The following is a 25718-nucleotide window of genomic DNA, read 5'->3' as shown; positions in this document are numbered from 1 at the left end:
GAAATTGAAAGAGTAGGAGGCATAACCAATGACTACAAGAATTGTTATTATAGATGATCACCAACTATTCAGAGAAGGTGTTAAGAGGATACTAGAGTTCGAAAAGTCGTTCGATGTAGTGGCTGAAGGTGATGATGGAAGTGAAGCATTAGGTCTGGTCCAAGAGCATCAACCAGATGTAGTGATTATGGATATCAATATGCCGCAAATGAATGGGGTTGAGGCAACCCGTGAGCTTATTGAACAATTCCCGAACACAAAGGTTATTATTTTATCGATCCATGACGATGAGAACTATGTAACCCACGCTTTAAAAACAGGTGCACGAGGCTATCTGTTAAAAGAAATGGATGCAGATGCCTTGATTGAGGCTGTTCGCGTTGTTGCAGATGGAGGGTCTTATTTACATCCAAAAGTGACTCACAATTTAGTCAATGAATATCGCAAACTAGCATCAAGTCTTGTTCGCAGTGGTGGAGGATATGTACCAACAGTTGAAATCCGCCGACCATTGCATCTGTTGACACGACGGGAATGTGAAGTGTTGCAAATGCTTGCTGATGGAAAAAGTAACCGAGGTATCGGAGAGGCCTTATTCATTAGCGAAAAAACAGTTAAAAATCATGTAAGTAATATTTTGCAAAAGATGAATGTTAATGACCGTACCCAAGCCGTTGTAGTGGCAATAAAAAATGGTTGGGTTGAAGTAAGATAACTTTTTTGATAAGGTAGTAAAGCAGAGCACGCTTATTGGCGTGTTCTTTTTTCAATTTTGACAGGATAAGTTACTAATGCAAATTCCTTCTTCTTCATTTAAAATAAAAAGCAAACAATGTGTAGCTAAATAGACAAGGATGGTAATACTTTATGAAAACGGCAGTTGTCACGGATAGCACCGCGTACATACCGAAGGAGTTACGAGATAAATGGAATATACATATGATTCCGCTGAATGTCATTTTCGGAACAGAAGCGTATCAGGAAGAAATGGATCTGAATGCCAGTGAATTTTATGAAGAGGTGAAAACAAAAGAGTTACCAACGACCTCCCAGCCTCCGATTGGGCAATTTGTTGAGCTGTTCCAACAACTTTCACGAGATTATGATGCTGTTATTAGCATTCATCTTTCAAGTGGGATCAGCGGCACGTATCAAGGGGCGATTACAGCTAGTACGATGGTAGAGGGGATTAAGGTCTACGCGTTTGATTCAGAAATCAGTTGCATGGTTCAAGGATTTTATGCTCTTGAAGCAGCTGAATGGGCAAGCCGTGGTGAAGATGTTGAAGCAATTATGAATAGGCTTGAAGAGTTGAAGCAAACAGCACGAGCTTATTTTATGGTTGACGATTTGTCCCATCTTCAACGTGGTGGAAGACTTTCGAGTGCCCAAGCCTTTATTGGCAGTCTGCTTCAGGTGAAACCATTATTACATTTCGAAAATAAAGTCATTGTCCCATTTGAAAAGATCCGTACGCGGAAGAGAGCGATGAATCGAATAGTGGACTTGCTTAATGAGGATGCTTCCGGTGGTGAAGCATACCGAGCCGTCATTATTCACGCCAATCGCGAGGAAGAGGCGAAGGAGTGGCGGAATGAATTGTCCGCATTGTATCCCAACGTCGAATTCACGATTGGCTATTTCGGCGCAGTCATCGGGACTCATTTAGGTGAAGGCTCAATGGGATTGGGCTGGATGAAAAAATAAGATCCGGTAGGATAGTTGATATTCCAGCCTATGGCTGGAATATTTTTTAATTGGCAGGAACATAGGAAGTCTTTAAAGGTAATCTATAAAGGGGTTTGCGGAACCTCTTCCACATGGGGTAACATACATAAAATAGTCACAAATTCATCTACAAAAAGACAGGAAATTCTCCATTCATTGCAGAATTTCTTTTTGAAATAGAATAGGAGTGATGATCCTATTATTATGGAAAGAGCCACGTCAGGTAAAACAAAAAGTCGGATCTATTATCTCTGTCCAGAGAGGTGGTCAATATGCGCTTTATCATAGAAGATGGAATGTTAATTCCAAATAATAAATTGGATAACTCCCTACCCATCTCAAAAATCCCAACCATCCCTCAGCCGCCGCTTAATCCATGCTTCCCCTTCAATCCAAATCTTCAGCAGCTTCTCACTGGTAAACAGCTCCTTCATGATGATCTACCCTTCACATTCGAGGAAATTCATACCCATTATCAAAATGGTTATATAACATACCGAAAAGGAATTGAATACAGTGGGAAGCAGCCTCAATGTATACGATGCGGAAACAAAGATCCTCAATGGTTTGCTGCCTTCCCGTGCGCTCGGTGTAGGGAAATTTGTCATTATTGCCGTCATTGTCTCATGATGGGGAGAATCAGTGCGTGTACTCCATTACTAGGCTGGAGTGGTCCGGTGCCTGACACCAGCCTCCCGGCAAAAATCAGGGCTTGGCAGGGGACCCTTTCACAAGGACAAATGGTAGCGTCAGATCACGTTGTGGAGGCGATTCAGCAAAACCGGGAACATTTAGTCTGGGCTGTATGTGGGGCAGGGAAAACAGAAGTTTTATTTTCGGGAATTGAGGCAGCCCTTGCAACGAAAAAAAGAATCTGTATTGCAACGCCCAGAACGGATGTCGTTTTAGAACTGACGCCGCGACTTATAAGCGCATTTCCTGACATTCCAATTGCCTCCCTATATGGTGGAAGCGAAGATCGTCACCACTACGCTCCCCTTACGATCGCCACCACCCACCAGCTACTTCGCTTTTATCATGCCTTTGATGCCATCATATTAGATGAAGTAGACGCATTTCCTTATACAGTAGAGGAATCACTCCAGCATGCGGCCATCCAGGCTCGCAAACCCATATCCGCTATGATTTACTTAACGGCAACGCCTAATGAAAAATGGCAAAGGGAATGCCGCACCGGAAAACGAGCTTGTACAACTATTCCAGCCCGATTTCATCGGCATCCGTTACCCGTTCCTAAATTTGTGTGGTGTGGAAATTGGCAAAAGCAATTACAAAAGAATCGGCTCCCGGCTAATGTCATTCGCTGGGTTAATGATCGAATTTTAGCTAACAAACAGGCATTAGTCTTTTTTCCGCATATTCCAATGATGGAAAAGGCGCTTACCATTCTTCGGCAGCTTCATCCCAGCCTGGAAGCTGTTCATGCCGAAGACCCTGATCGAAAAAATAAGGTTCAAAAAATGAGAGCAAACGAAATCCCTATTCTCCTCACGACAACGATCTTAGAACGTGGCGTTACCTTCCCTAATATCGATGTAGCTGTAGTGGGAGCGGAGGATTCTATTTTTAGCGAAAGCGCCCTTGTGCAGATCGCTGGAAGAGCAGGGCGAAGTAAGGATTACCCTGATGGGCTGGTTACCTTTTTTCATTATGGAAAAACGGAAGAGATGTTGAAAGCGAGGAAACAAATCGTTTCCATGAACAGGGAGGGGATTGCCAAAGGCTTACTCAATCCTTAGTTTGTCTGAATGATATTTTGAAAGGAGCGCCCAATAATGGTTTTTTTTCAACAAGATCGTTGTTTGAATTGTCATATGGTTCTCCAGCCAATAATAGGCTGGAGAGGGATGGTCTCAGTGGAAAAAGAGCGTCTGCTTTGTCCGTCCTGTGAGGAAAAGCTTGAGAGAATTGAAGGAGATACCTGTAGGATCTGTGACAGGCCATTAAGTAATTTGGATGAGAAATATCATGATGGAGATATATGCCATGATTGTATTCGCTGGGAGGAGGACCCAGAATGGAGTAAATATCTTGATAATAATTACTCTCTTTTCCTCTATAATGAATTTTTAAAGGAATTAATCGCAAAATATAAATTTCGTGGTGATTATATATTGGCAAAGATTTTTGCAGTATATATAAAAGAAAAGCTCATGGAAATGCACCCAGATTTACTAGTGCCGATTCCATTGAGCGAAGAGAGGCTTTATGAGCGTGGGTTTAATCAAGCAATGGCACTGTTGCAGGAGGCCGGCTACCCCACTTCGGATATTCTCAGTCGAATTCACTCAGAAAAGCAATCAAAAAAAACAAGGTTGGAGCGGATTCATCTCCCGCAGGTCTTCACCATCAATTCGGACAGCCAATTAGAAGGGAAAAGGATTGTGCTTGTTGATGATATTTACACAACCGGTTCAACCCTACGCCACGCTGCTAAATTGTTAAAAGAAGCTGGGGCAGCGAGCATCCAATCCCTTACCATAGCAAGGTAGTGCCTGACACCCTTCGTGGACAAAATTCGTATTTGTCCACGTGGTGTGGACACTATTAGAAAATCTCAACATTGCGCCAATTGTCAAAAGGTCTAAGGTATTTTACTAGAAAATTAACCCACCTAATAGTAAACTAAAATGAATAAAAGTTCATTTTAGTAAATAAAGAGGTCATATGTCAATAATTGCTTAAATAATTGTCACTATTTACCCAGTGTTTTTGTCAATAATTCGACAAAATTTTTGAGATGATTTAGCAGGATTATCATAGGGTAAAATAGAATTGTTAATACATAGCCTTAACAAAAGGAGGAGTCCACATGAAATATAACGTACGTGGCGAAAACATTGAGGTAACTCCAGCAATTAGAGAGTATGTTGAAAAGAAAATAACGAAATTGGAGCGGTACTTTACGGAAGCACCTGATGCAAATGTAAATGTGAATCTAAAATTCAATCAAGATAAAACCTCAAAAGTAGAGGTAACCATTCCATTGCAACAATTAGTGTTACGTGCTGAGGAAACAAATGTCGATATGTATGCAGCAATTGATTTGATTACAGATAAGCTTGAACGTCAAATTCGAAAACATAAAACAAAAGTGAACCGTAAGTTCCGTGAAAAGGGCGATTTCCCTGTTACATTTTCCACTACTGAAAGCCCAGAAGTACACGATGTAGATGAAGACGATCTTGAATTAGTCCGTACAAAACGGTTTGATTTGAAACCAATGGATAGTGAAGAAGCAATTCTTCAAATGAACATGCTTGGACACAGTTTCTATGTGTTCACAAATTCAGACTCTAACCGTACAAACGTAGTTTACAAGCGTAAAGACGGCCGTTATGGTTTAATTGAAGCACAATAAGCGATCGAAACACTGCTCCAGGAATGGGGCGGTGTTTTTTTTATGGAAATAATTAAATTATTTTAATCCACAGAGGTGGAAAATACTGATCATTTATTAATATTAAAATAAAGGTTAAGATTTTTTTTAAGAACCACCAAAATTCTTCATTGATTGACGAACTGTTTAGTATCAATTAAAAGGGGGCAAATTTACAACATGTCTACAAACAAACTGACCTATATACTAACGAGTGGGATACTTGCTTCAACACTTATTTTCTCCATGGGGACAGGCTCAGCTTTTGCAAATGGTGAGGAGACTGAACCATTTGCATCAACACTGACGACTACCGAACCGACTGAAATGGTAGGAGGAGAAACTAGCACAGAGACAGAATTAGTGGAGACTAGTGCGGATGATAACGGCACAGCAGCTGAGTTTGTAGAACCGGCCGCTGACGAAACAAATTCATCTTCTGAAGAACAAGTATCAGGGGGTTCAGAAGAAGCTACCCCCAACACAACGGAAGAATCTGAACAACAAGAAGTTGATGAGCCTTCTTTAGTTCCTGGTGATTTCTTTTATTTTGTAAAGATCATGACTGAAAAAATACGTCTGGCCATTACAGCGGATGATTATAAAGAGGCAAAGCTTTTGGCGGAATTTTCAGCTGAACGGATTGCAGAAGCGAATGTTTTATTTGCTGACGGTAAAGCAGATGAGGCAGCTGAACTTTTAAAAGAAGCTATTGCGACTCAAGAACAGGCAAGTGAAGAATTAACGAATTTAGACGAAACTTCAGATACTGAGGACAGTCGTAATGAGGAGGAATCTTCCGATCAAGTGGAGGTTACTGCTGAAAGTAAGCTTGCTCACAACATTGATGCGTTATTAATGGCCTTAGGAAATGTGAAAAATCCAACCGCTCAACAAGCACTTATGAAAAATATTCAAAAATCATTTGTTAAACTTGATAAAAGGCTTGGAAAGCTTGAAGAAAAGGATCCAAATCTTGCTGATAAAATGCAAGAGATGAAGGGGAAATTCGTAACTGAAGAATTACCTGAAAATCAGGCATCGCTTGGAAAAGAAATGTCTGACAAAAAGAACGATAAAACGGACAGTGAAGAAATAGCAACAGAAGCAGATCAAGAGATAGTTAAAACCGAGGCCGAACAAACTGATGCAGAAAAGGCGGAAGTTAAGCAACTAGAAGCCTCCTCAAAAGCGCAAGCAAAGACTCTAGCAGCAGCGGTAAAAGGGGAAGCAAAACAACAGGAAGCAGCAGAAAGAGTGGAAGTAAAACAGCAATCGGCAGCAACAAAAGAAAAGCAGGCAATCGTACCCTCTAAACCCGAGCAAAAATCGCAAGAAGGACCCACAAATGCTGTAGCAAAAGAAAATGGAAAAGGTAACGATAAGGGTAATCACTAAGTAGAATACCCTGTAGTTGCAAAAGATAAAATAAACGATACAAATGAAGCGAGAGCCGACACTCATATGTCGACTCTCGCTTTTGTATAAACGGAACATCCTGCGGATTCACCGTTTCACTTTATTATTTTGCTGCCCCACAGCAGTTCTTGTACTTTTTGCCACTGCCACAAATACATGGGTCATTACGACCAACATCGATTTGCTTCACCTTTGGCTTTTTCTTAACCGGTTCGCCGTCATCTTTCGGATTAACCGCTTGTCCCTTTGCAACCTCCTGGCGCTCAAGGTTGTTGCGAATTTCAGCCTTCATGATGTACATGGCTGTTTCATCCTCGATCGATTGAATCATCGCTTCAAACATCGCAAAGCCTTCATGTTGGTACTCACGAAGCGGATCAATTTGTCCATAAGCACGCAAATGGATTCCTTGGCGTAGCTGATCCATTGCATCAATATGGTCCGTCCACTTAGAGTCAACCGCCCGTAAGGTGACAACCTTTTCGAATTCACGCATTTGTTCAGGGAAAAGAATTTGTTCTTTCTCCTCATAGCGTTCCTTTACTTTTGCAAAAATCGTTTCAACGATTTCCTCAGGATCTTTGCCTTTTAGGTCATCAACGGTAATATCACCCTCTTGTAAAAGGGTAGCATGAACATATTCCCCAATTGCTTGAAGATCCCAATCTTCCTCATCCTCGTGACGTGAGGCATGGGCATCAACATTACGTTGAATTGAGTTTACGATCATCTTCTCAACAATATCACGAAGATTCTCGGACTCTAACACTTCATCACGTTGGGAGTAAATAATCTCACGTTGTTGGCGTAAAACGTCGTCATATTGTAAGAGCTGTTTACGGGCATCGAAGTTGTTACCCTCAACCCGTTTTTGGGCTGATTCAACAGCACGTGACACCATCTTACTCTGAATAGGCTGGGTGTCATCCATGCCGAGCTTTTGCATCATCGCTTTCATATTGTCAGACCCAAATCGACGCATTAATTCGTCTTCCATCGATAAGTAGAACTGGGTAACACCAGGGTCCCCTTGACGTCCCGAACGGCCACGGAGTTGGTTATCGATCCGTCGGCTTTCATGACGCTCCGTACCAATAACTGCAAGGCCACCAAGCTCGATAACACCTTCACCAAGCTTAATGTCGGTACCACGACCAGCCATGTTGGTGGCAATCGTAACAGAGCCTTTATGACCTGCTTCGGCAATGATTTCGGCTTCACGCTCATGATTTTTTGCATTCAAGACATTGTGTTGAATGCGTTTTTTAGCTAAATAAGCTGAAATTAATTCAGATGTTTCAATCGCAACTGTACCAACAAGAACGGGTTGTCCTTTTTGATTACGCTCAGCAATATCCTCAACGACCGCACGGAACTTACCATCCATTGAAGAGTAAATTAAATCTGGACGGTCATCACGAGCAATCGGTCGGTTAGTTGGAATGACGATAACATTCATATTATAGATGTTGCGGAATTCCTCTTCTTCCGTTTTGGCCGTACCGGTCATACCAGCTAATTTTTCATACATCCGGAAGTAGTTCTGGAATGTAATGGTGGCCATCGTCATGCTTTCATTTTGTACCTCAAGACCCTCTTTTGCTTCAATTGCTTGATGCAACCCTTCACTATAGCGGCGCCCCTTCATCAAACGGCCAGTAAACTGGTCAACGATAATAATTTCGCCATCCTGGACAACATAATCAATATCGAGGTGCATGCTGACATTCGCTTTTAAGGCCTGGTTAATATGATGGTTCAATGTAACATGTGACATATCAAAAAGGTTTTCGATCCCAAAGGCCTTCTCCGCTTTGCTAATCCCTTCTTCTGTCAACATAACGCCTTTTGTTTTCTCATCATAGGTGTAATCAGTATCCTTGGTTAATACCCTGACGAATGCGTTCGCTTGGACATATAGTACAGCAGATTTCTGAGCTGATCCTGAAATGATCAGTGGAGTACGTGCTTCATCAATTAAAATGGAGTCAACTTCGTCAATAACGGCATAAAAGAGCGGACGTTGCACTTTTTGCTCCTTATAAAGGACCATGTTATCACGCAAGTAGTCAAATCCCAATTCATTGTTCGTTCCATACGTAATATCACAAGCATAGGCCGCTTGCTTTTCATCCTTATCCATACTGTTCAAATTCAAGCCAACGGTTAGGCCTAAAAACTGATAGAGCTCACCCATTTCAGATGCGTCACGACTTGCCAAATATTCGTTAACTGTCACAACGTGTACGCCTTTACCAGAGAGGGCATTTAAATAAACAGGCATCGTAGCGGTTAATGTTTTACCTTCCCCTGTCTTCATTTCGGAAATGTTACCTTCGTGAAGAGAAATTCCCCCCATTAGCTGTACATGGTAAGGATACAGACCAAGCACACGGCGTGCACCCTCGCGAACAACCGCAAAGGCTTCAACGAGCAGGTCATCCAATGTTTCGCCATTTTGATAGCGTGCCTTGAACTCCTCTGTTTTCTCACGAAGTTGATCGTCTGTTAGCTTTTCCGTTTCTGTCGCAAGTGCGTCAATTTTCAAGGCAAGCTTGTCTAACCTTTTCAGCTCGCGTTTGTTCAGATCAAACACTTTATTTAAAATCCCCATACCTGATGAACGCTCCTTTTTATCGAGACTCAAAAATTTAATTTTCAAAAAAACATGTCTAAATTCATTCGATAATTTTCTTATTCATCTTACCATTTCCTTAAAACAGTGACAACAATGTAGCCGCTGGAGCGTGGATTGTCATTCTTCTATTATAGTGCAAGCCGATTTTTAAATTGTGGATCCTCGTCGTTAAATGTTCGATTTTTCGACAATTATGGCAGACTGATGGCAAAACAGATTGGATTGTTGAGAAGTGAAACATTTCTCACTTTACAAATGTATAAAAAATGAATAAATGTAGGTTGGGATGTATAAAAATTAATTTCGTGTTAGTTAAACACTACTAGTATGTTGGTAACTAACCCTGTAATAACAACGTTTATATGATGTTATTAGTGTAAAGGTGATTGTGGTTTATTATGCGGAAATATTCACAAATTGTACATTGGAATATACCCTTGCAATGTTAGATACTACCTTTAGAGAGGTTAATTAGGAACATAAATAGAGAGTAAATCCAAAATGGGAAGGGTGAGTACTGTGGCCTTTTGGGGGAAAAAAAATAGAGAGACAGAACCCGAATCAAGAGAAGATAGAAAGAAAGTCGGCCCAATACGAAGACTTTGGCGAAAGTTCCGAAGTATAGATTGGAAAAATCCAGTTAACAGATGGAAATTATTATTCGCTTCACTAGTGGGCTGTATTGTTTTATTTGGAGGAGGATATGGTGTGATTTCATTTACAAATTCACCATCATTCTGTTCAAGCTGTCATGAAATGGCGCCTGAATATTCATCGTATACAGCTAGTGCGCATAACCAGATTACCTGTGTTCAGTGTCATATTAAACCAGGTACGATCAATATGCTGACACACAAAATGAAGTCGCTAAAAGAAGTTTACTATCATGTAACTGGTGTACCAGAACAAATTGTTCAAACTGAAGAAGAGGCAGTTTCAAACGAAAACTGTTTACAATGTCACTCCAAAAACCGTCTCGTAACGGCATCTGGCGACCTAAAAGTGAATCACAAAGGACATATTGAAGAAGGTATTCCTTGTATTTCCTGTCACGCAGGGGTTGTTCATGCGAAGATGGCTACACGTGGAATCAATACGGAAGAAGTTCGTGGTAAATGGACCAAGGAAAGTGCCGAAAAAATGATGGAAGAAAAATACTTACGACCAAATATGGGTACCTGTATTGACTGTCATGACAAAGTAAATAACGGTGAAAAGCCTTGGAAAGATCCAGCCTACAACGTTCCTCCTAATCCAGAGGAAGTAGAGAAGGAAATCGATAAGAACAAAGAAGAGGGTAAAGCAACAACGGTAGCAACCACAGAAGGGGAAGCAACCGAGGCAACAGAAGAGACTGTAGCTGTACATGAGGAAAAGACACAAGATCTCATTTTACAGGCAATCGGCAAGCAAACAAAAGATGTTAAGCTCTCAATGGAATGTAAAACTTGTCACAAGCAAACAGAAATTCCAAAGACGCACCAAGATGTAAACTGGAGTAATGGTCATGGTGAGACAGCTGTACAACAGCTAGATAAATGTATGAACTGTCACCAAGATTCAAAATGGGTAAGAGAAATTCCAAAAGAGGATATTCTATCACTCTTAAAAATGGGCGATCAAAAAGTTAATAAATACACACCAAATGTGACGCTTGCAAAAGAACAAGCCCGAACAAATAAATTCTGTAGCGCCTGCCATTCTGATCGACCTGAAAGTCATGGCGATAGCGATCAATGGTTAACAAGTCACGCAGATAAGGCAAAAACAAATGATATGAAAGCTGAATGTTTCGTTTGTCACGATCGCGATAAACCAAAAGCAGATTCAACCGATGCAAAAGCTTCAACAGATGTATATTGCCAGTATTGCCATAGAACAGGCTTTAAAGATGATGTTAAAAACTAAAAACTTGGATCTGGGGGGACGCTTTTATGGATGATAATCACAAACAAGATCTGTCAGCCCCTCCTCGTTATCGCTATAAATTAATAAAATTTATGACTCTTTCACTGTTTTTTATAGTCATCTTCCTTTCACTGGGGTTCTCTGGGCTAAAGGCTACCTCTAGCTCAGAGTTTTGTTCATCTTGTCATGAGATGAAACCTGAGGTCTATACGTGGAAAGCTTCCACTCATAGAGAAGTCGATTGTGTTAACTGTCATACTGATCCGGGGATAAAGCAGATAGCGAAGGATAAAGCAGATGGAGTGATTAGGAATTTAAGAAATGAAGAGGATATATCAGCAGCAATTATTCGAATGCCGAAAGAGATACCTGATAGTGCATGTGAAAGCTGTCATAATATGTCCAATCGATCAGTAACTGCATCAGGGGATATTATTATTGATCATAGTCAGCATAAAGATAAAAAAATCAAATGTACGCAGTGCCATAGTAGTGTCGCCCACGGCGAAATTGCCGATCGGAATATGACTTTTAAAACTGACTACGATAAATGGGATAGCGAGGCTGGAAAAGCAGCAATGGCGGATTTAAAATTCACCCGCCCTACGATGGAAACCTGTATGGATTGCCATACTGCAAGAAAAATCACGACGGAATGTAGTGCCTGTCATGATACAGGAATGATCCCGAAAAGCCATAAAGAAGCAGACTTTAAAACTAAAACACATGGATTGAAGGCGAAAACAGATTTAGAGGATTGTAATTCATGCCATCAATATATGTCAACTGCAAAATTAGAAGGGTATGAAGAAACTACCACACTTGAGAAATATCTAGAAATTGATACTGATCAAGCCAAGAAGGATGAACACACCTATGCAAAGGAAAATACCTTCTGCCAGGAGTGTCATAAAACACGGCCAGCGAGTCATACCACTTCATTTATCGGAAATCACGGCACAGAAGCTAGCAAAGATGAACAAAAATGTTATACCTGTCATGATCCTAATCGAACAAATACTGCTAGCAATAATGCAGTAAATTGTTCTAGTTGTCACCAGAAGAAGCATCTTACAAACTGGCGTGAAAATCACCCTATTCCAGTCGATAATGTTAAGAAACCGGAAGAAAGATGTTACACCTGTCATGTCAAAAAGACATGCACAAGTTGTCATAAAAGCTAAGATAATCAGCCCAAGTGCGTTTGGGCTGCTCCCATATCGAATTAAGAATTCTAGATTTAGAGTAGGTTTCAATCTTGAAAAGTTTTTCTAGGATTCCTACAGAAAATACCTGAGCATTATGAGGAGGATACTTATGGAGGCCCAAGAACTCCCAATTATAGAAAAGGCAGCGGAAAATGAGGAAACTCGAACAAATAAACGTAATGATCGCTTTACTAAGCTACAGGGATTCTCGTTTATTATTGCAACACTTCTGATTAGTCTGATTGGCGGCTATTTGATTTGTGATAGATTCATTTGGACAAATAATGACCAAAATAGAATGGATCAACAAATTAGTTATTATGAGGGATTAGTTAGTAAAGAACCTAACAAACCAGAACATCGTGTAAATCTGGGTTACTCATACCATCTAAATGGTGAGAATGAGGATGCGGTAAAACAGCTATTAGTGGCAATTGATTTAGATAAAAAGAACGTAGGTGCCTATTTTAATCTTGGACTTGTCTATAACGACGAAAAGCGTTATGACGATGCTCTTAAACAAGCGAAAAAAGCTGTGGAATTAGCTCCTAAGGACTATAAGGGTCACTTATTAGAAGGAATGGTTTATCGAAAGCTTAAAATGTTCAAAGAAGCACTTGCATCACTTCAAGAGGCAGATAAGCTAATGCCAGTTAATAATGATATTATTTTTGAGATTGGCAGAGTTGCAGAGGATCAAGGAAAAGTGAAGGATGCAGAGGAACTATACAAAAAAGCATTAAGCTACGATCCACTTTATAAACCAGCTACGGAAGCATTAACTAGATTAGCAGCAAAAGATAATGACAGCAATTAAAAGGAGATGACTTGAATTGAAAAAAACAACTGCATATATATGGATGAGTGCAATGGTTGTGCTTTCTGTTGCCATATTCTCGGCCATCACTTTTTTGGATTTAGGCCCAGCACTAAAACCTATTGTTGCATCAGCAAACCCTACTGGAGGAGATCCGGAATTTCGTCAATCATTTTACGGAAGCTTTGAAAACCCGCTTAATAAGCCAATGGATGTAACTAAAATTGGTGATCGAATATATGTAACAGACACAAAAAACACTCAAGTACAAGTTTATGATCAAAACGGAAACAACGTCCTGAAGTTTGGTAAAGCAGGGACAGATAAAGGACAATTCCAATTTCCATATGGGATTGCAGGCGATGAAGATGAAAATATTTATGTCGCTGATATGTATAATGGCAACATTTCAATCTTTAATGCAAAAGGGGAATTTATTAAATACTTCCCTGACAAGGATAAAGCGATTCAATCACCAGCTGGTCTGCGCATTTACGATGAGAAGCTATATGTCACGGATATTAAATCAAACAAGTTATTAATATTTAATTTAGAAGGCAAAAAGCTAATGGAAATTGGCAGTGCGGGACAGGACGAAGGCAAGTTTATTGCTCCTAATGCGGTTGCAGTGAACAAAGATAATCATCAAATTTATGTCACAGACTCTGGAAATAACAGAGTCCAGGTTTTTGATGAAGATGGTAAGTTTCTGAATGTAATTAACGGTTCAAAAGATGGAAAAGGCTCACCATTGTTTGTGAATCCACGAGGAGTTGCCCTTGATTCTAATGGAACTGTTTATATTGTAAGCAACCTATCTCATAACATCTATGCGTATGACAAGGATGGAAAAGAAGTACAGATATTAGGTGGTATGGGAACAGAAAATGGCAAGCTATATCTTCCTAATGGACTATATATTGATGACAGAGATGAAATATTTGTAACAGATACGATCAATCAAAGAGTATCAGTGTTTTACTGATTAGTTTCTTCTTACAATGTGGTGTTTTTAACAGAAAACATGCAGTTGTTGTAACACGGAAAACATTCGTTAACCTCCCTTCGATGTTAGAAGGTGTTTACAATAATACAAGGAATTTAGGAAGGTTTTCCTTGAATCTGCAGTAAATCATTCACAAAAGTAAGGTGAATCTTCCTTAAAGGTGGTGATGCGAAAAGAAGAAGGAGCTATCGCTTTAGAGGTAAAAGTATACTAGAGAGAAAAAAGAGAGATGAAATTTGGGAGGTTTTAGAAAATGAATAAGGTAAAATTAGGTTTTTCAGCATTGCTTACGCTTATCTTGCTAAGCATGTTTGCTGCTCTTGCTTCTGCAGAAGAGTTCACACCAACACCTAGTAATCCAGCACCTGGGATTAATGTTGGAACAATTGATAACAACGGTCAAGTCAATCAGCATAAAACACACGGAAATTTCCAAAACAACACAAACTCTTGTGCCAACTGCCACAGTACCCACCAGGCAGACGGTGCAAACTTATTAAAGTTCACAGAAACTGAGGCTGACTTATGTTTAACATGCCACGATGGTACTTTAGGCTTCTATAACGTATTAGGAAAAGGTTCAGGTGCCGGAACTTTCAATACTACTCATGAAAGTGCTTCAATGCACAATGTAGGTACAGTTGAAATTGGTTCAGCTCCTGGTGCATTAGACAATAAATCGACAGAAGAATTGCAGTGCTCCAGCTGCCACAATCCACATGGTACTACTAACGACCGTTTATTGAATAATACTGTTGCAGGTGTTACTGTTTCAACAACACCGATCAAACTTGATTTAACAGAAGATCCAGCATATGCAGCAATCAACAACGCTTCAGACATGTCTGGATTAAAGATTACAACCTCAAAAGGTCCTTTGGGTAATGAGGACAAAGTAAACTATGCTAATTTCTGTGCTGCATGTCATGACACTTATGACACTGGCAGCGGAACTAAAACGGCTCTTGGCCACTACTCGCATACAACAAACAGCTCTTCACAAGGACGTAACTGTGCAAGCTGTCACTACGCTCACGGTACTGATATTACCTTGTTGAAAGACGTTGCAGGTAAAACAATTGAAGATTACATGAAACCAGTTGCAGAAGGCGGTAAAGGCTGGACTGAAGCAGTTGCGACAGCTTACATGAAAGACATAAGTGAAAAAGGTTCTTCACTCAAGAAGTACACTAACATGGCTGTTTGTTACACATGTCATACATCTAGCCACAATGAAGGACTAATTGGTACACCACCAGCCAATCAAGGAGATGCTTGGAACGGGCCAATGCCAACACAAATTGGAGATCCATGGGCTGGAACTGGTGAACTATGGAACTGGGTATGGAGTTCAAGACATGGCTGGGCTCCAACATTCAACGAAAAGGCTAACATCAAATAATAAAAGGCCAACAAATAGCCCTGCTATTAGTTAGTTCTTAAAAAGTAAACATGAAACCAAGGTAGTAATAGTTTTTTACTACCTTGTTTTTCTATCAATATTATTTCAAAGAGAAAAAGAGAGAAAAATGTTAGAGAGAGAAATTTGGGAGGTTTTTAAAAATGAGTAAGATTAAAATAGGCTTTTCTACCCTATTTGCTCTTATCATGTTAAGCATGTTTGCAGCCATTGCCTCTGCTGAGGAACCATTTGTTCCTACACCAAGCAACCCAGCACCTGGCATTAACGTTGGCACAATCGATAACAATGGTAACGTAGCAACACACAGAACGCACGGTAATTTTCAAAACAACACAAACTCTTGTGGTAACTGTCACAGCACCCACAATGGGGACAGTGCAACATTATTGAAATTCGAAGAAACTGAATCTGATTTATGTTTAACTTGTCATGATGGTACTTTGGGCTTTTATAATGTAGAAAAAAACTCTGGTGCAGGTGTTTTCAATAGCACACATGATAGTTCTTCTATGCACAATGTAGGCACAGTGGCAATTAGTTCAGCTCCAGGTGCTTTAACACCAACCGAAGGAGAATTACAGTGTTCAAGCTGTCATAATCCACACGGATCTACGAACGATCGTTTATTAAATACAACTGTTAATGGTAAAACATATTCTACGGCGGCAATTGATCTCGACTTAGTTGAAGACCCTGATTATAAAGATATTAATCTTGTCACAGGGCCTACTGGTTTGAAAATTTATAAATCTAATGGTCCTGTATTTGTAAACGAAGATTCGCCTACCGTACCGCAACGTGTATATTCTAATTTCTGTTCTACTTGTCACGAAGATTACTTAAAGTCTAGTGGCGCTAAGCGTGTTGATGGTCACTATTCACACACTACAAATAGCTTTAAAGCAGGTCGTAACTGTGCAAGCTGTCACTACGCACACGGTACTGACATTACTTTATTGAAAGATACTGCTGGTAAAACCGTTGCTGATTACGTGAAGTCAGGCTGGACTCAAGAGAAAGCTGAAGCTTATATGAAGGATATCAGTGAAGGCGGTTCCTCTATCAAGAAATATACTAACATGACAGTATGTTGGGCTTGTCACCAATCTACACATAAGTTAGATACTCCTCCAGTAGCAGGCGGAAACTACTCTGGTAAACCAACTAAATAAACGAGACTGACCAATAGATTTACTGTTCGTTAACTTTACAGATGGTTTAACCAAATCATTTAATAAAGAAGGCGGTGTTAGTAGTTATTGCTGCCTTCTTTTATTATTTTAAGATGGTACCAAATTGTCAAAAATATTTAACTTAACGCTGATAATTAATGATATTTCAGTTGATATAATAAATTTAAACCTTTTATATTTCTATTTTGCACAAAGTAAAGGATGAATATCATGAAAAGGATGAACTACAAACGAAAGCTAATTTCATACTTTGTTATTTGGAGCGTTATTTTAAGTTCCCTCCTTTTATATTCTCCTGAAGACATTGTTCATTCCGCCACAGGTGTCCCAGAAATAAATATCGTGACACCAGATGCTGTAGGGGCAGTGTTTAATGTTCCAACGGTTGAATTTACAGGGGAAATTTCAGATGATCTGACATCACCTGACGAACTTTCAGTAAAAGTGTTTGAACAATTAAGTGATGTTGAGCAACCACTTGATATTACAGATACAGGTAAGCTTATCATCACAAGTGAGGAGCAATCTGCAGATTTCTCTTTTACTAAGGAATTCAGTGAGGGGCCTCATACCATCACCTTTGTGGTAACTGATGAGGATGGAGTTAGCACTAAGCTTGATCAGTCCTTTACTGTTATGCCAGCAGAAAAGGAAGAGAATGCTGAACAAGAGACATCTGAACAAGAGATATCTGAAAATGAGGCAATCAATCAAGTTCAACCTTCTACAGAAAAAATTAATATTAGTCAATTATCGGCTGAGGAAACAACTAAAAGACCGTATATGGCCAAAATGTATCTTATTCCCATAGATGCAGTGGATGATTATATGCCAGGGAAGGATGCACCTAGCAGCTATCTTCCAGCTGAAGATATGACACGAGTTCCTTTGAACTATAAAATATTAATTGATGTAAGAAGTAATGATGCATTAACTGAAACTCAACCTTTGATTACGTTATTTGGAGATATTACTGGTAAAGAAAAGTTAGAGAGAACGACTAAGATTACGGATGAGATTAGTTCTTACATTTACACTTTTACTCCTGACAAACAGTTTGACTCAGGTACTTCTTATTATATTTATCTAAATCCTAAATTTTCGAATGTTTCTGGTGAAGAGATTATTCCTAGATTCCTGAAATTTACGACAGTCAGTGGAAATTATGAAAATTATCAATTTGATGCTGATAAAGGGAATCAGGTCAGGGAGAAGGACTATATCCATGGGCCATTTTCCAATGTGACCAATGCATGTGCATTTTGTCATAGTACTCATAATGGAACGTCACCCACTCTTGAAGGTGGGAAATATGGATCAAATGGGAATGACTTATGTTTAGCCTGTCACGATGGGACGAATGGTTCACCAAAACTTGAAAATTCTAATTTAGAAAATGAACATAATAAAGATACAAGTGTGGCTTGTTCAAGCTGTCATAATCCACATACTCCAGGATCGAAAGAAAATCCAACAAGTATGCATAGTAACGCAGGTTCAGATGCTAACGTAAATCCTTTTTTTACGTATAAAAAAGCAAGCACGGCCACAGGAGTTTCAAGTGATTTTTCCCTTTGTTTAAGTTGCCATAATGGTAAAACAGTAGATGAAAAAAGTGGTGAACTAATTTCAGATATTCAACAATATTACCAAAATGATGCGCTTACAGGTCAATCTGGCCATAACATTGTTGCAACAGATGATAGCGGAAGTTCCCTAAATGGACAGCTCCCATGTGCAGAATGTCATGAAACTCATGGATCGTCAAATATGAAAATGTTAAGACAACAGCTTGGGAATATTCAATCAGATGTGGATGCGAAGTTTACGAAAGCAAGTGGTGAATGGGATGCTTCATCTCAACGAGACTTCTGCCTATCCTGTCACAATGGTAAAACAGTTCTGTACGGTAAAACTGGGAATGCCATTTATGATAAAATAACAGAAAAATCTCTTGATCCTAACAATAGTGGTCACGATAAAAACAGTGAGCAACTATGTTCGGAATGCCATAGCAACAACAATTCATTCGTTGAGGCTGCGCATGCTCCTAAAGGAGGAGAAACGCCATAAAAAACGAGCGGGTAAATATTCCCGCTCGTTTTTTATTTTATCCCTTTCAGCCATTCCCCAAGCCCATCAATCTTCCTCCACAAATGCAAATGCATATCCGCATATACAATCGCCTCATTCTCATCCCCAAAACCGTAAAAGTCAGGTGGATAGGCAGGTAGACGTTTTTTACCAGTCAAATATGAGATAACATGCCTGTTTACTTGTTTAGCATTTTTTAGAAGCATCTCCGCATTTTTAGTGAAACCATTCGTAAACAATTCAAGCAACACCTTGTTGTATACGCCTTGTGCAGACGGCTCTTCATATTGATGAAGTAATTTTGCTGCTTTTTCAAAATGGCCTGAATCCACATAAGCAACAAATAAAGAATAGCGAACCCCTTGGTTATCGTTTGGATTTAATTCAAGTAGCTCCTCATATTGCTGGATGGCCTTGTTTATTTTTCCTAAAAGGGAAAGGGCCTCAGCGTAATGGAGTTTGGCTCGCATAAACGGCCTAGTTTCAATTAAGCCCCAAAAGGATCCTCGATTTTCTGAGAAAAAGGCCTTGCCAAGGTCCTGTTCCCCAGCCTGTATTCCTTTTTCATATAATAAAATCGATTCTTCAAGACTCTTCGTTTTTTCGGCAAGGATGACATAGGCATCAACACAATTAGGATTCTGCTTTAGGGCCTCTTCTGCAAATTTATAGCGTTGCTTTCCTTCTGATTGGAAAGCGTTATAAATTAAATCTCTAGCTCGTTCCTCATCACGTCTAGACACGGTACGTCCTGTTTTCTTCGTTGGCTTATCTATGCTTGGAAGCGTCTGCACCATCTGTCCTGATAAATCATCTGATTTAACCTTCAAGCCTCCTGGGAATTCAATAATCGAGGGATTGGTGTATTCAGATAAGTTCTCAAGTTCCTCCTCATCATCAAGACTGAGCAATTCTGCAATTTCCGCAGCTAATTCCGATTCCAGCTCCGATACAATGGAGGATATACTTCCAGCGGAAACCCCGTATTGTTTGGCGAGTTCTTTTTGTGTCATCATTTCTTCGGGTGGAGCGATTAATGAAATTAAATATTGGAGCGCGGCTACATAAAGATTTGGACTTTGTATCCGTTTCTGTTTCTTTTGGCAAAAATGAAACCAGAGTATCAGGCCAGTGTCAACAAGGGGAGGAGGGATTTGTGACTCCATCTTCTCCTTAAAAAGATCGGCAACTTGTTTGTAAACGGGAGCTGGCCATTCCATTGCCTCCACTTCCACCATTCCACCGACCAATGGTAGCTCACTCATGACTTCAATAAAATGATCGTTCAAAAACTCTTGTGGAGAATCATAAACGGCTTCGTAACAACTATCTTCGATGTAAGACCATGCATGCTCGGGCTTCAATCCTGGTAGATTAAACGGTGCTGGATAGAAGACATAATGTTGTTCATATGGTAAAAGAATGCCGAGAACGAATGAACCTTCTTCAATGATGTCAGGTACACCGATCATAATTGTATCGAGCTGTTCTAATGTGAAGCCATCCTCTACTATAAGATGGTTTTGCTTACTACTGACCACCTTGCCAGCGATTATTCTAGGTTTTGTCCATGTCTGAAAAATATTCCTTAGTCTAGGGCGTTTAATTTTCCCTGCTTCTTTAGTGATAAAGGCCTCCATAATCGTATTTTCATTTTCCAATCCATCAAAAAGGGAAAACCAAATAGCATGAATGAGTTCATAAAATTCTCGTTCCTCGTCAATTTCGATCGTAATCGTGTTTTCCAGATCTTCAAAATCATCGCGAATGGCTTCACCAAAGTGATAGTAGGCAAAATGAAGGAGTTCCTTTTGTAATTCTTCCATTTCACTTTCAATTATCTCGTTGATGGATACAGCTTCACTCGCCCCGCAACATTTTTTATATTTTTTGCCACTTCCGCAAGGACAAGGACCATTCCTGTTTATTCTCTCCATCTCAAATTTCTCCTTTTTTTGACTCAATATTTTCGCTTTCAAGAACCGCAAGTAATTTCATTGAGTTTCATTCATTATGTATGAACAAGCAATCTAAATGGCCTCATTTTGCCACTTTATTCTTATTTAATATACCATTTTTGACAGTTTGAAATATATACATACTAAGGAAATTTGGTGGAATTTTACGTTTAAAGGTGGAAGTCGTACTTTCTATATGTCTACCGGGGCGATGAAGTGAACCCCTAGATAAAATGACCGATCCTTGGCATTGAAAGGTCAGCCTTTGAATTTTATCCCTTACACACGTTATAATGGGTTAGGAACTGACACTATTTTTCTGAATAGGTTGTAATACAGGCCGTAATGATTATTTTTATAGAGGTGAAGGAAATGGAATTAGCAGAAATTCGGAACGAACTTGAGAAATCAGCTAAGAAATTAGCGGACTTTAGGGGGTCTCTTTGACCTTGAAAATAAAGAAGCCAGAATTGCTGAGCTAGATGATGAGATGCTCCAACCAGATTTTTGGAATGATCAAGAGAAGGCACAGACAGTCATAAGTGAAGCAAATGGCTTAAAGGACCAGGTCAATGAGTTTACCGAGTTGAATGACTCATATGAAAATCTGGAATTAAGCTATGAGTTAGTGAAGGAAGAAAATGATGAGGAACTACGTGCCGAGTTGGAAGAAGAGCTGACACAGCTTATCGAGCGCTTGAATCAATTTGAGCTGCAGCTACTCTTAAGTGAGGCGTACGATAAAAATAATGCCATCCTGGAGCTTCACCCTGGTGCAGGTGGGACAGAATCGCAAGACTGGGGCTCGATGCTTTTACGGATGTATACACGCTGGGCAGAGAAAAAGGGGTTCAAGGTAGAAACCTTGGACTATCTACCAGGTGATGAAGCCGGTATCAAGAGTGTAACACTGGCCATTAAAGGTCATAATGCCTATGGGTATTTGAAAGCGGAAAAAGGTGTTCACCGATTGGTGAGGATTTCGCCGTTTGATGCCTCTGGCCGTCGTCATACCTCGTTTGTTTCATGTGAAGTCATGCCGGAATTTAATGATGAAATTCAAGTTGACATTCGCACAGAAGATCTTAAAATTGACACCTATCGTGCGACAGGTGCAGGTGGACAACATATCAATACCACTGACTCAGCTGTTCGGATTACCCATACACCAACTGGCGTAGTCGTCACATGCCAAGCAGAACGTTCTCAAATAAAAAACCGCGAGGCAGCGATGAAAATGCTGAAAGCCAAACTTTATCAATTAGAAATTGAAAAGCAAGAGCAGGAACTTTTGGAGATCCGCGGTGAACAAAAGGAAATTGGTTGGGGGAGTCAGATCCGTTCCTACGTCTTCCATCCATATTCCATGGTCAAGGATCATCGAACGAGCACAGAAAGTGGGAATGTTCAGGCTGTTATGGACGGAGATTTGGATCAGTTTATTAATTCTTATTTGCGTTCAAGAATTTCATAATCATGGTGGCCTTTGTCGGCTAAATTCGACAAAGGCTGTTTTTTGTCGAAAGAAGATCATCTTCTCTTATATTTCTACAGGAATCATCATGAAAAATAGGCTTAAGGTATACACTAAGCGTAATGGTTTAATCCTTCAATGCGTCAATTTAATACCATTTACACTATATTTTTCCCGTGCTATACTCTCTTTCGGCAACAAGAATTTATTATGGAAGAAAGAATTTTTGAGGAGAAATAGTATGAATTTATTAAGCAATTTGACACAAAGCCATCCCAAAATGCAAATCGCCGCTGATTACATATTCGTTTTAATTGGTGCGGCCATTATTGCGCTGTCATTTAATGTGTTCTTGCTTCCTAACCAAGTAGCATCTGGGGGGGTAAGTGGTATCAGTACGATCTTTAAAACCTTATTCGGCTGGGAGCCGGCCTATGTTCAGTGGGCTTTTAATATTCCTCTATTTATAGCTGGCGTCCTATTTTTAGGGAAACAATTTGGGATCAAAACACTAGCAGGAACTATTTTCTTACCGTTTGTTGTTTTTCTGTCCAAGGATTTGGAGCCATGGACGAATGATGCATTGTTAGGCGCATTGTTCGGAGGAATTGGTGTAGGGCTTGGCTTAGGGATTGTTTTTCGAGGAAAGGCATCAACAGGTGGGACCGACCTAGCTGCACAGATTATTAATAAATATACAGGCTTTACACTTGGCAGATGTGTGGTCATGATTGATGGGTTAATTGTCCTTACTGCCGCGATCGTATTTGATATTGAAAAGGGGCTGTATGCATTGATCGCCCTTTATGTGACAAGTAAAACCATCGATCTCATTCAAGTTGGTTTTGGCCGATCAAAGATGGCGATGATCATAACAGATAAACAAGATGAAGTTCGTGAAGGTATTTTGAATAAAATTGATCGTGGTGTGACAAAACTATCTGCATATGGTGGATTTACGGACCATGAACGACCAGTACTTATGTGTGTGGTGGATCAAACTCAGTTCACAAAATTGAAACAATTGGTCAAAACCTTAGATCCATCTGCATTTGTCGTTGTTATGGATGCAGCAGAGGTGCTTGGTGAAGGTTTCAAACGCGCATAGGATTGGTATAATAATTCTCTGGTGGTAATATTTTCTTGAGGGGGTATTGAGATGAAGAAAAAACTCTTAACCTTATTGCTAGGAACTTCTCTAGTAATGGGACTTGCTGCTTGTGGGGGCGGCGATGATGAATCGGCAGATAAGGACAATGGTGGAACAGAAACAGCTCAATCTGGTGACGCACAAAAGATTTACGATCAAAAGTGTTCTAGTTGCCATGGTGGGGACCTTAAGGGCGCAGTGGGACCTGATTTAACAAAGGTTGGGTCTAGATACTCGAAGGATGAAATATTAGATATTCTGAAAAATGGTAAGTCTGGTGGAATGCCAGCTGGTCTAGTATCAGGTGATGACGCTGATTCGATCGCTGATTGGTTAGCAGCTAAAAAATAAACAATCTAAACGTTCTGTTAGAAAAAACAGAGCGTTTTTTATTTTTCCATCTCCTTTATTTAGTGGAAAAATAGGGTTGCTCATGAAGAATTTTGTCGAACTGTGTATTGTTTGAAAAGAAACTGTAATATTTTTACCGCTTTTAATAGCGAATTATGATGTTATAATAAAACTATGCGAAATTATGCACATATTGTTTGTTGTTTGGGTCATTTTGCAAATAAAGAAGATTATTGTCGATTTATATATTCGAAATAACTTAACTATAGGTGATAAAAATGATAGAACTACAAGAAGTATATAAAAAGTATCCGAATGGCGTAACAGCTATTAATGGAATAGACGTCAAGATTAATCAGGGTGAATTCGTCTATGTAGTCGGTCCGAGTGGTGCCGGCAAATCAACATTTATTAAAATGATGTACCGTGAAGAAGTGCCATCTTCTGGGACTATTACCATGAATGGCGTTAATCTTGCCAAATTAAAAATGAAAAAGGTTCCACTGTTTAGAAGAAATCTTGGAGTGGTCTTTCAAGACTTTAAATTACTACCAAGTAAAACAGTCTATGAAAATGTAGCCTTTGCTCTTGAGGTAATAGAAGCACAACCTAAATTTATTAAAAAACGGGTAATGGAAGTTCTCGATCTTGTTAACCTTAAACATAAAGCAAGAATGCTTCCGACCGAGTTATCTGGCGGCGAACAGCAACGTGTTTCAATTGCACGTTCCATTGTTAATTCACCGAAAGTGGTGATTGCGGATGAGCCTACAGGCAACCTCGATCCTGAGACATCGTGGGAAATTATGAATATCTTTGAAGAAATTAACACAAGAGGAACAACCATTGTAATGGCAACCCATAACAGGGAGATTGTAAATACAATAAAGCATCGCGTAATTGCTATTGAAGCTGGAAAGATCGCTCGCGATGAGCAAAGAGGTGATTACGGATATGAAAATTAGGACAATTGGTCGTCACGCCCGTGAAAGCCTTAAAAGTATCAGTCGTAATGGCTGGATGACTTTTGCATCCGTTAGTGCTGTTACCGTTACCTTAATTTTAGTTGGAGTCTTTTTCGTTATTATGATGAATCTTAACAGGGTGGCTGAAACCATTGAAGAGGACGTGCAAATCCGCGTACACATCGATGTTGCTGCAAGTAAAGATGATCAGCAATCACTAAAAACTCAGTTGGAGAAAATTCCTGAAGTAAAAAGCGTTACCTATTCACCAAAAAAGGAAGAACTAGATAATCTAGTGAAAAGTCTTGGTGAAGAGGGGAAGGCCTTCAAGCTATTTGAACAGGATAATCCATTAAATGATGTATTTATCGTAAAAACGAAAAAACCAACAGATACAATGAAAGTTGCCGATAAGGTGACCAAGTATAATTATGTGGCGAAAGTAAAATACGGGCAGGGTAAGGTTGAAAAATTATTTAAGTTTATTAAGGCAAGCCGAAATGTAGGGATTGTTTTCATCATAGGCTTATTCTTTACTGCGATCTTTTTAATTTCGAATACGATTAAAATTACGATCATCGCAAGAAGAAGAGAAATAAAAATAATGCGATTAGTGGGAGCAACGAATACCTTTATTCGCTGGCCGTTCTTTTTAGAAGGATTATGGCTGGGCATTCTTGGCTCGATTTTACCAATTATCTTAATTTCAATTGCTTACTATCGAGCATACGATTACATTGGTCCAAGGCTTGAGGGTACATTTGTCAAAATTCTACCATTCGATCCATTCATCTATCAGGTTTCTGGCATTTTGATTCTGATGGGTGCCTTGATTGGCGTTTGGGGTAGTGTGATGTCTGTTAGAAAATTCTTAAAGGTATAACCTTCCTTAAGGGGAAGGTTTGCTTTTTGGCCGATCGGAAAGTATAACCTTTCTATCAGGCATAAGTGCAACTATGCCTCTGTCTTCGCCCTTAGGGGCTCGT

The 25718-nt window shown here is 39.7% G+C and carries 20 protein-coding genes; 18 read left to right on the top strand and 2 right to left on the bottom strand.

What is annotated here, in order from left to right; genetic code table 11:
• Positions 1-28 precede the first annotated feature (28 nt).
• The 6 genes from TY15_RS11705 to TY15_RS11680 all read left to right on the top strand — a co-directional run bounded on the left by TY15_RS11705 (position 29) and on the right by TY15_RS11680 (position 6526).
• Complete coding sequence (locus tag TY15_RS11705) at positions 29-715, top strand: response regulator transcription factor (RefSeq protein WP_040204209.1); 687 nt, start codon at positions 29-31, stop codon at positions 713-715.
• Positions 716-867: 152 nt separating this feature from the next.
• Positions 868-1707, top strand: coding sequence for a DegV family protein (locus TY15_RS11700; RefSeq protein WP_040204208.1), 840 nt, complete (start codon positions 868-870; stop codon positions 1705-1707).
• 293 nt (positions 1708-2000) lie between these two features.
• Entirely contained in the window at positions 2001-3488 is a 1488-nt protein-coding gene (locus tag TY15_RS11695) for an ATP-dependent helicase ComFA (protein WP_040204207.1), read from the top strand.
• A gap of 36 nt (positions 3489-3524) precedes the next feature.
• On the top strand, positions 3525-4241 hold the full coding sequence (locus TY15_RS11690) for a ComF family protein (RefSeq protein ID WP_040204205.1): 717 nt from the start codon (positions 3525-3527) through the stop codon (positions 4239-4241).
• A gap of 320 nt (positions 4242-4561) precedes the next feature.
• Positions 4562-5110: a ribosome hibernation-promoting factor, HPF/YfiA family gene (gene hpf / locus TY15_RS11685; protein ID WP_040204204.1), complete on the top strand. Its 549-nt coding sequence runs from the start codon at positions 4562-4564 to the stop codon at positions 5108-5110.
• Positions 5111-5308: 198 nt separating this feature from the next.
• Entirely contained in the window at positions 5309-6526 is a 1218-nt protein-coding gene (locus tag TY15_RS11680; protein WP_040204203.1) for a DUF5667 domain-containing protein, read from the top strand.
• A gap of 124 nt (positions 6527-6650) precedes the next feature.
• Here TY15_RS11680 and secA read toward each other — a convergent pair whose 3' ends face one another.
• A complete protein-coding gene (gene secA / locus TY15_RS11675) occupies positions 6651-9161 on the bottom strand; it encodes a preprotein translocase subunit SecA (protein ID WP_040204202.1) in 2511 nt (836 codons plus the stop codon).
• A gap of 525 nt (positions 9162-9686) precedes the next feature.
• Between secA and TY15_RS11670 the strand changes: the two genes are divergently transcribed.
• The 7 genes from TY15_RS11670 to TY15_RS11640 all read left to right on the top strand — a co-directional run bounded on the left by TY15_RS11670 (position 9687) and on the right by TY15_RS11640 (position 18813).
• Positions 9687-11093 (top strand): cytochrome c3 family protein, encoded by a 1407-nt coding sequence (locus TY15_RS11670; protein ID WP_257000216.1) that lies wholly within the window; start codon positions 9687-9689, stop codon positions 11091-11093.
• 26 nt (positions 11094-11119) lie between these two features.
• Positions 11120-12277 (top strand): cytochrome c3 family protein, encoded by a 1158-nt coding sequence (locus TY15_RS11665; protein ID WP_040204198.1) that lies wholly within the window; start codon positions 11120-11122, stop codon positions 12275-12277.
• A 133-nt stretch (positions 12278-12410) separates the two neighbouring features.
• A complete protein-coding gene (locus tag TY15_RS11660; protein ID WP_040204197.1) occupies positions 12411-13118 on the top strand; it encodes a tetratricopeptide repeat protein in 708 nt (235 codons plus the stop codon).
• 16 nt (positions 13119-13134) lie between these two features.
• Positions 13135-14103: a 6-bladed beta-propeller gene (locus TY15_RS11655; protein WP_040204195.1), complete on the top strand. Its 969-nt coding sequence runs from the start codon at positions 13135-13137 to the stop codon at positions 14101-14103.
• Between the two features lie 274 nt (positions 14104-14377).
• Entirely contained in the window at positions 14378-15526 is a 1149-nt protein-coding gene (locus TY15_RS11650) for a cytochrome c3 family protein (protein ID WP_040204194.1), read from the top strand.
• Positions 15527-15687: 161 nt separating this feature from the next.
• Positions 15688-16719, top strand: a complete 1032-nt coding sequence (locus TY15_RS11645; RefSeq protein ID WP_040204192.1) for a cytochrome c3 family protein — start codon at positions 15688-15690, stop codon at positions 16717-16719.
• Positions 16720-16950: 231 nt separating this feature from the next.
• The gene (locus TY15_RS11640) at positions 16951-18813 is read left to right on the top strand and encodes a cytochrome c3 family protein (RefSeq protein ID WP_040204191.1); all 1863 of its coding nucleotides are present in this window, start codon (positions 16951-16953) and stop codon (positions 18811-18813) included.
• Positions 18814-18845: 32 nt separating this feature from the next.
• On the opposite strand, the gene TY15_RS24025 is transcribed toward TY15_RS11640, so the two are convergent.
• Positions 18846-20771: an SEC-C metal-binding domain-containing protein gene (locus TY15_RS24025; protein WP_052353763.1), complete on the bottom strand. Its 1926-nt coding sequence runs from the start codon at positions 20769-20771 to the stop codon at positions 18846-18848.
• A gap of 393 nt (positions 20772-21164) precedes the next feature.
• Here TY15_RS24025 and prfB point away from each other — a divergent pair.
• The 5 genes from prfB (at position 21165) to ftsX (ending at position 25615) form a co-directional block, all read left to right on the top strand.
• Positions 21165-22266 (top strand): peptide chain release factor 2 gene (gene prfB, locus TY15_RS11630; RefSeq protein WP_096911836.1). Its coding sequence is split into 2 segments (ribosomal slippage): positions 21165-21236 and positions 21238-22266, totalling 1101 coding nucleotides; the frame shifts between segments, so codons are not numbered across the junction.
• Between the two features lie 280 nt (positions 22267-22546).
• Positions 22547-23374, top strand: coding sequence for a YitT family protein (locus TY15_RS11625; protein WP_392391410.1), 828 nt, complete (start codon positions 22547-22549; stop codon positions 23372-23374).
• 51 nt (positions 23375-23425) lie between these two features.
• Positions 23426-23767 (top strand): cytochrome c551, encoded by a 342-nt coding sequence (gene cccB, locus TY15_RS11620; RefSeq protein ID WP_040204188.1) that lies wholly within the window; start codon positions 23426-23428, stop codon positions 23765-23767.
• Between the two features lie 278 nt (positions 23768-24045).
• Positions 24046-24732: a cell division ATP-binding protein FtsE gene (gene ftsE / locus TY15_RS11615; protein ID WP_040204187.1), complete on the top strand. Its 687-nt coding sequence runs from the start codon at positions 24046-24048 to the stop codon at positions 24730-24732.
• Complete coding sequence (gene ftsX / locus TY15_RS11610; protein WP_040204185.1) at positions 24722-25615, top strand: permease-like cell division protein FtsX; 894 nt, start codon at positions 24722-24724, stop codon at positions 25613-25615. The genes ftsE and ftsX overlap by 11 nt, the downstream gene beginning before the upstream one ends.
• Positions 25616-25718 lie beyond the last annotated feature (103 nt).

The sequence above is a fragment of the Neobacillus jeddahensis genome (genome assembly GCF_000612625.1).
Classification (GTDB): Bacteria; Bacillota; Bacilli; order Bacillales; family Cytobacillaceae; genus Neobacillus; species Neobacillus jeddahensis.
Note: the sequence above shows the minus strand (reverse complement) of the source record. Positions and strands in the feature narration are given on the sequence as shown.

What these genes read in the sequence shown, in the direction of transcription:
- TY15_RS11705 (WP_040204209.1), top strand. Translation starts at nt 29, where the DNA reads ATGACTACAAGAATTGTTATTATAGATGATCACCAACTATTCAGAGAA.
- TY15_RS11700 (WP_040204208.1), top strand. Translation starts at nt 868, where the DNA reads ATGAAAACGGCAGTTGTCACGGATAGCACCGCGTACATACCGAAGGAG.
- TY15_RS11695 (WP_040204207.1), top strand. Translation starts at nt 2,001, where the DNA reads ATGCGCTTTATCATAGAAGATGGAATGTTAATTCCAAATAATAAATTG.
- TY15_RS11690 (WP_040204205.1), top strand. Translation starts at nt 3,525, where the DNA reads ATGGTTTTTTTTCAACAAGATCGTTGTTTGAATTGTCATATGGTTCTC.
- hpf (WP_040204204.1), top strand. Translation starts at nt 4,562, where the DNA reads ATGAAATATAACGTACGTGGCGAAAACATTGAGGTAACTCCAGCAATT.
- TY15_RS11680 (WP_040204203.1), top strand. Translation starts at nt 5,309, where the DNA reads ATGTCTACAAACAAACTGACCTATATACTAACGAGTGGGATACTTGCT.
- secA (WP_040204202.1), bottom strand. Translation starts at nt 9,161, where the DNA reads ATGGGGATTTTAAATAAAGTGTTTGATCTGAACAAACGCGAGCTGAAA.
- TY15_RS11670 (WP_257000216.1), top strand. Translation starts at nt 9,687, where the DNA reads ATGGGAAGGGTGAGTACTGTGGCCTTTTGGGGGAAAAAAAATAGAGAG.
- TY15_RS11665 (WP_040204198.1), top strand. Translation starts at nt 11,120, where the DNA reads ATGGATGATAATCACAAACAAGATCTGTCAGCCCCTCCTCGTTATCGC.
- TY15_RS11660 (WP_040204197.1), top strand. Translation starts at nt 12,411, where the DNA reads ATGGAGGCCCAAGAACTCCCAATTATAGAAAAGGCAGCGGAAAATGAG.
- TY15_RS11650 (WP_040204194.1), top strand. Translation starts at nt 14,378, where the DNA reads ATGAATAAGGTAAAATTAGGTTTTTCAGCATTGCTTACGCTTATCTTG.
- TY15_RS11645 (WP_040204192.1), top strand. Translation starts at nt 15,688, where the DNA reads ATGAGTAAGATTAAAATAGGCTTTTCTACCCTATTTGCTCTTATCATG.
- TY15_RS11640 (WP_040204191.1), top strand. Translation starts at nt 16,951, where the DNA reads ATGAAAAGGATGAACTACAAACGAAAGCTAATTTCATACTTTGTTATT.
- TY15_RS24025 (WP_052353763.1), bottom strand. Translation starts at nt 20,771, where the DNA reads ATGGAGAGAATAAACAGGAATGGTCCTTGTCCTTGCGGAAGTGGCAAA.
- TY15_RS11625 (WP_392391410.1), top strand. Translation starts at nt 22,547, where the DNA reads ATGCAAATCGCCGCTGATTACATATTCGTTTTAATTGGTGCGGCCATT.
- cccB (WP_040204188.1), top strand. Translation starts at nt 23,426, where the DNA reads ATGAAGAAAAAACTCTTAACCTTATTGCTAGGAACTTCTCTAGTAATG.
- ftsE (WP_040204187.1), top strand. Translation starts at nt 24,046, where the DNA reads ATGATAGAACTACAAGAAGTATATAAAAAGTATCCGAATGGCGTAACA.
- ftsX (WP_040204185.1), top strand. Translation starts at nt 24,722, where the DNA reads ATGAAAATTAGGACAATTGGTCGTCACGCCCGTGAAAGCCTTAAAAGT.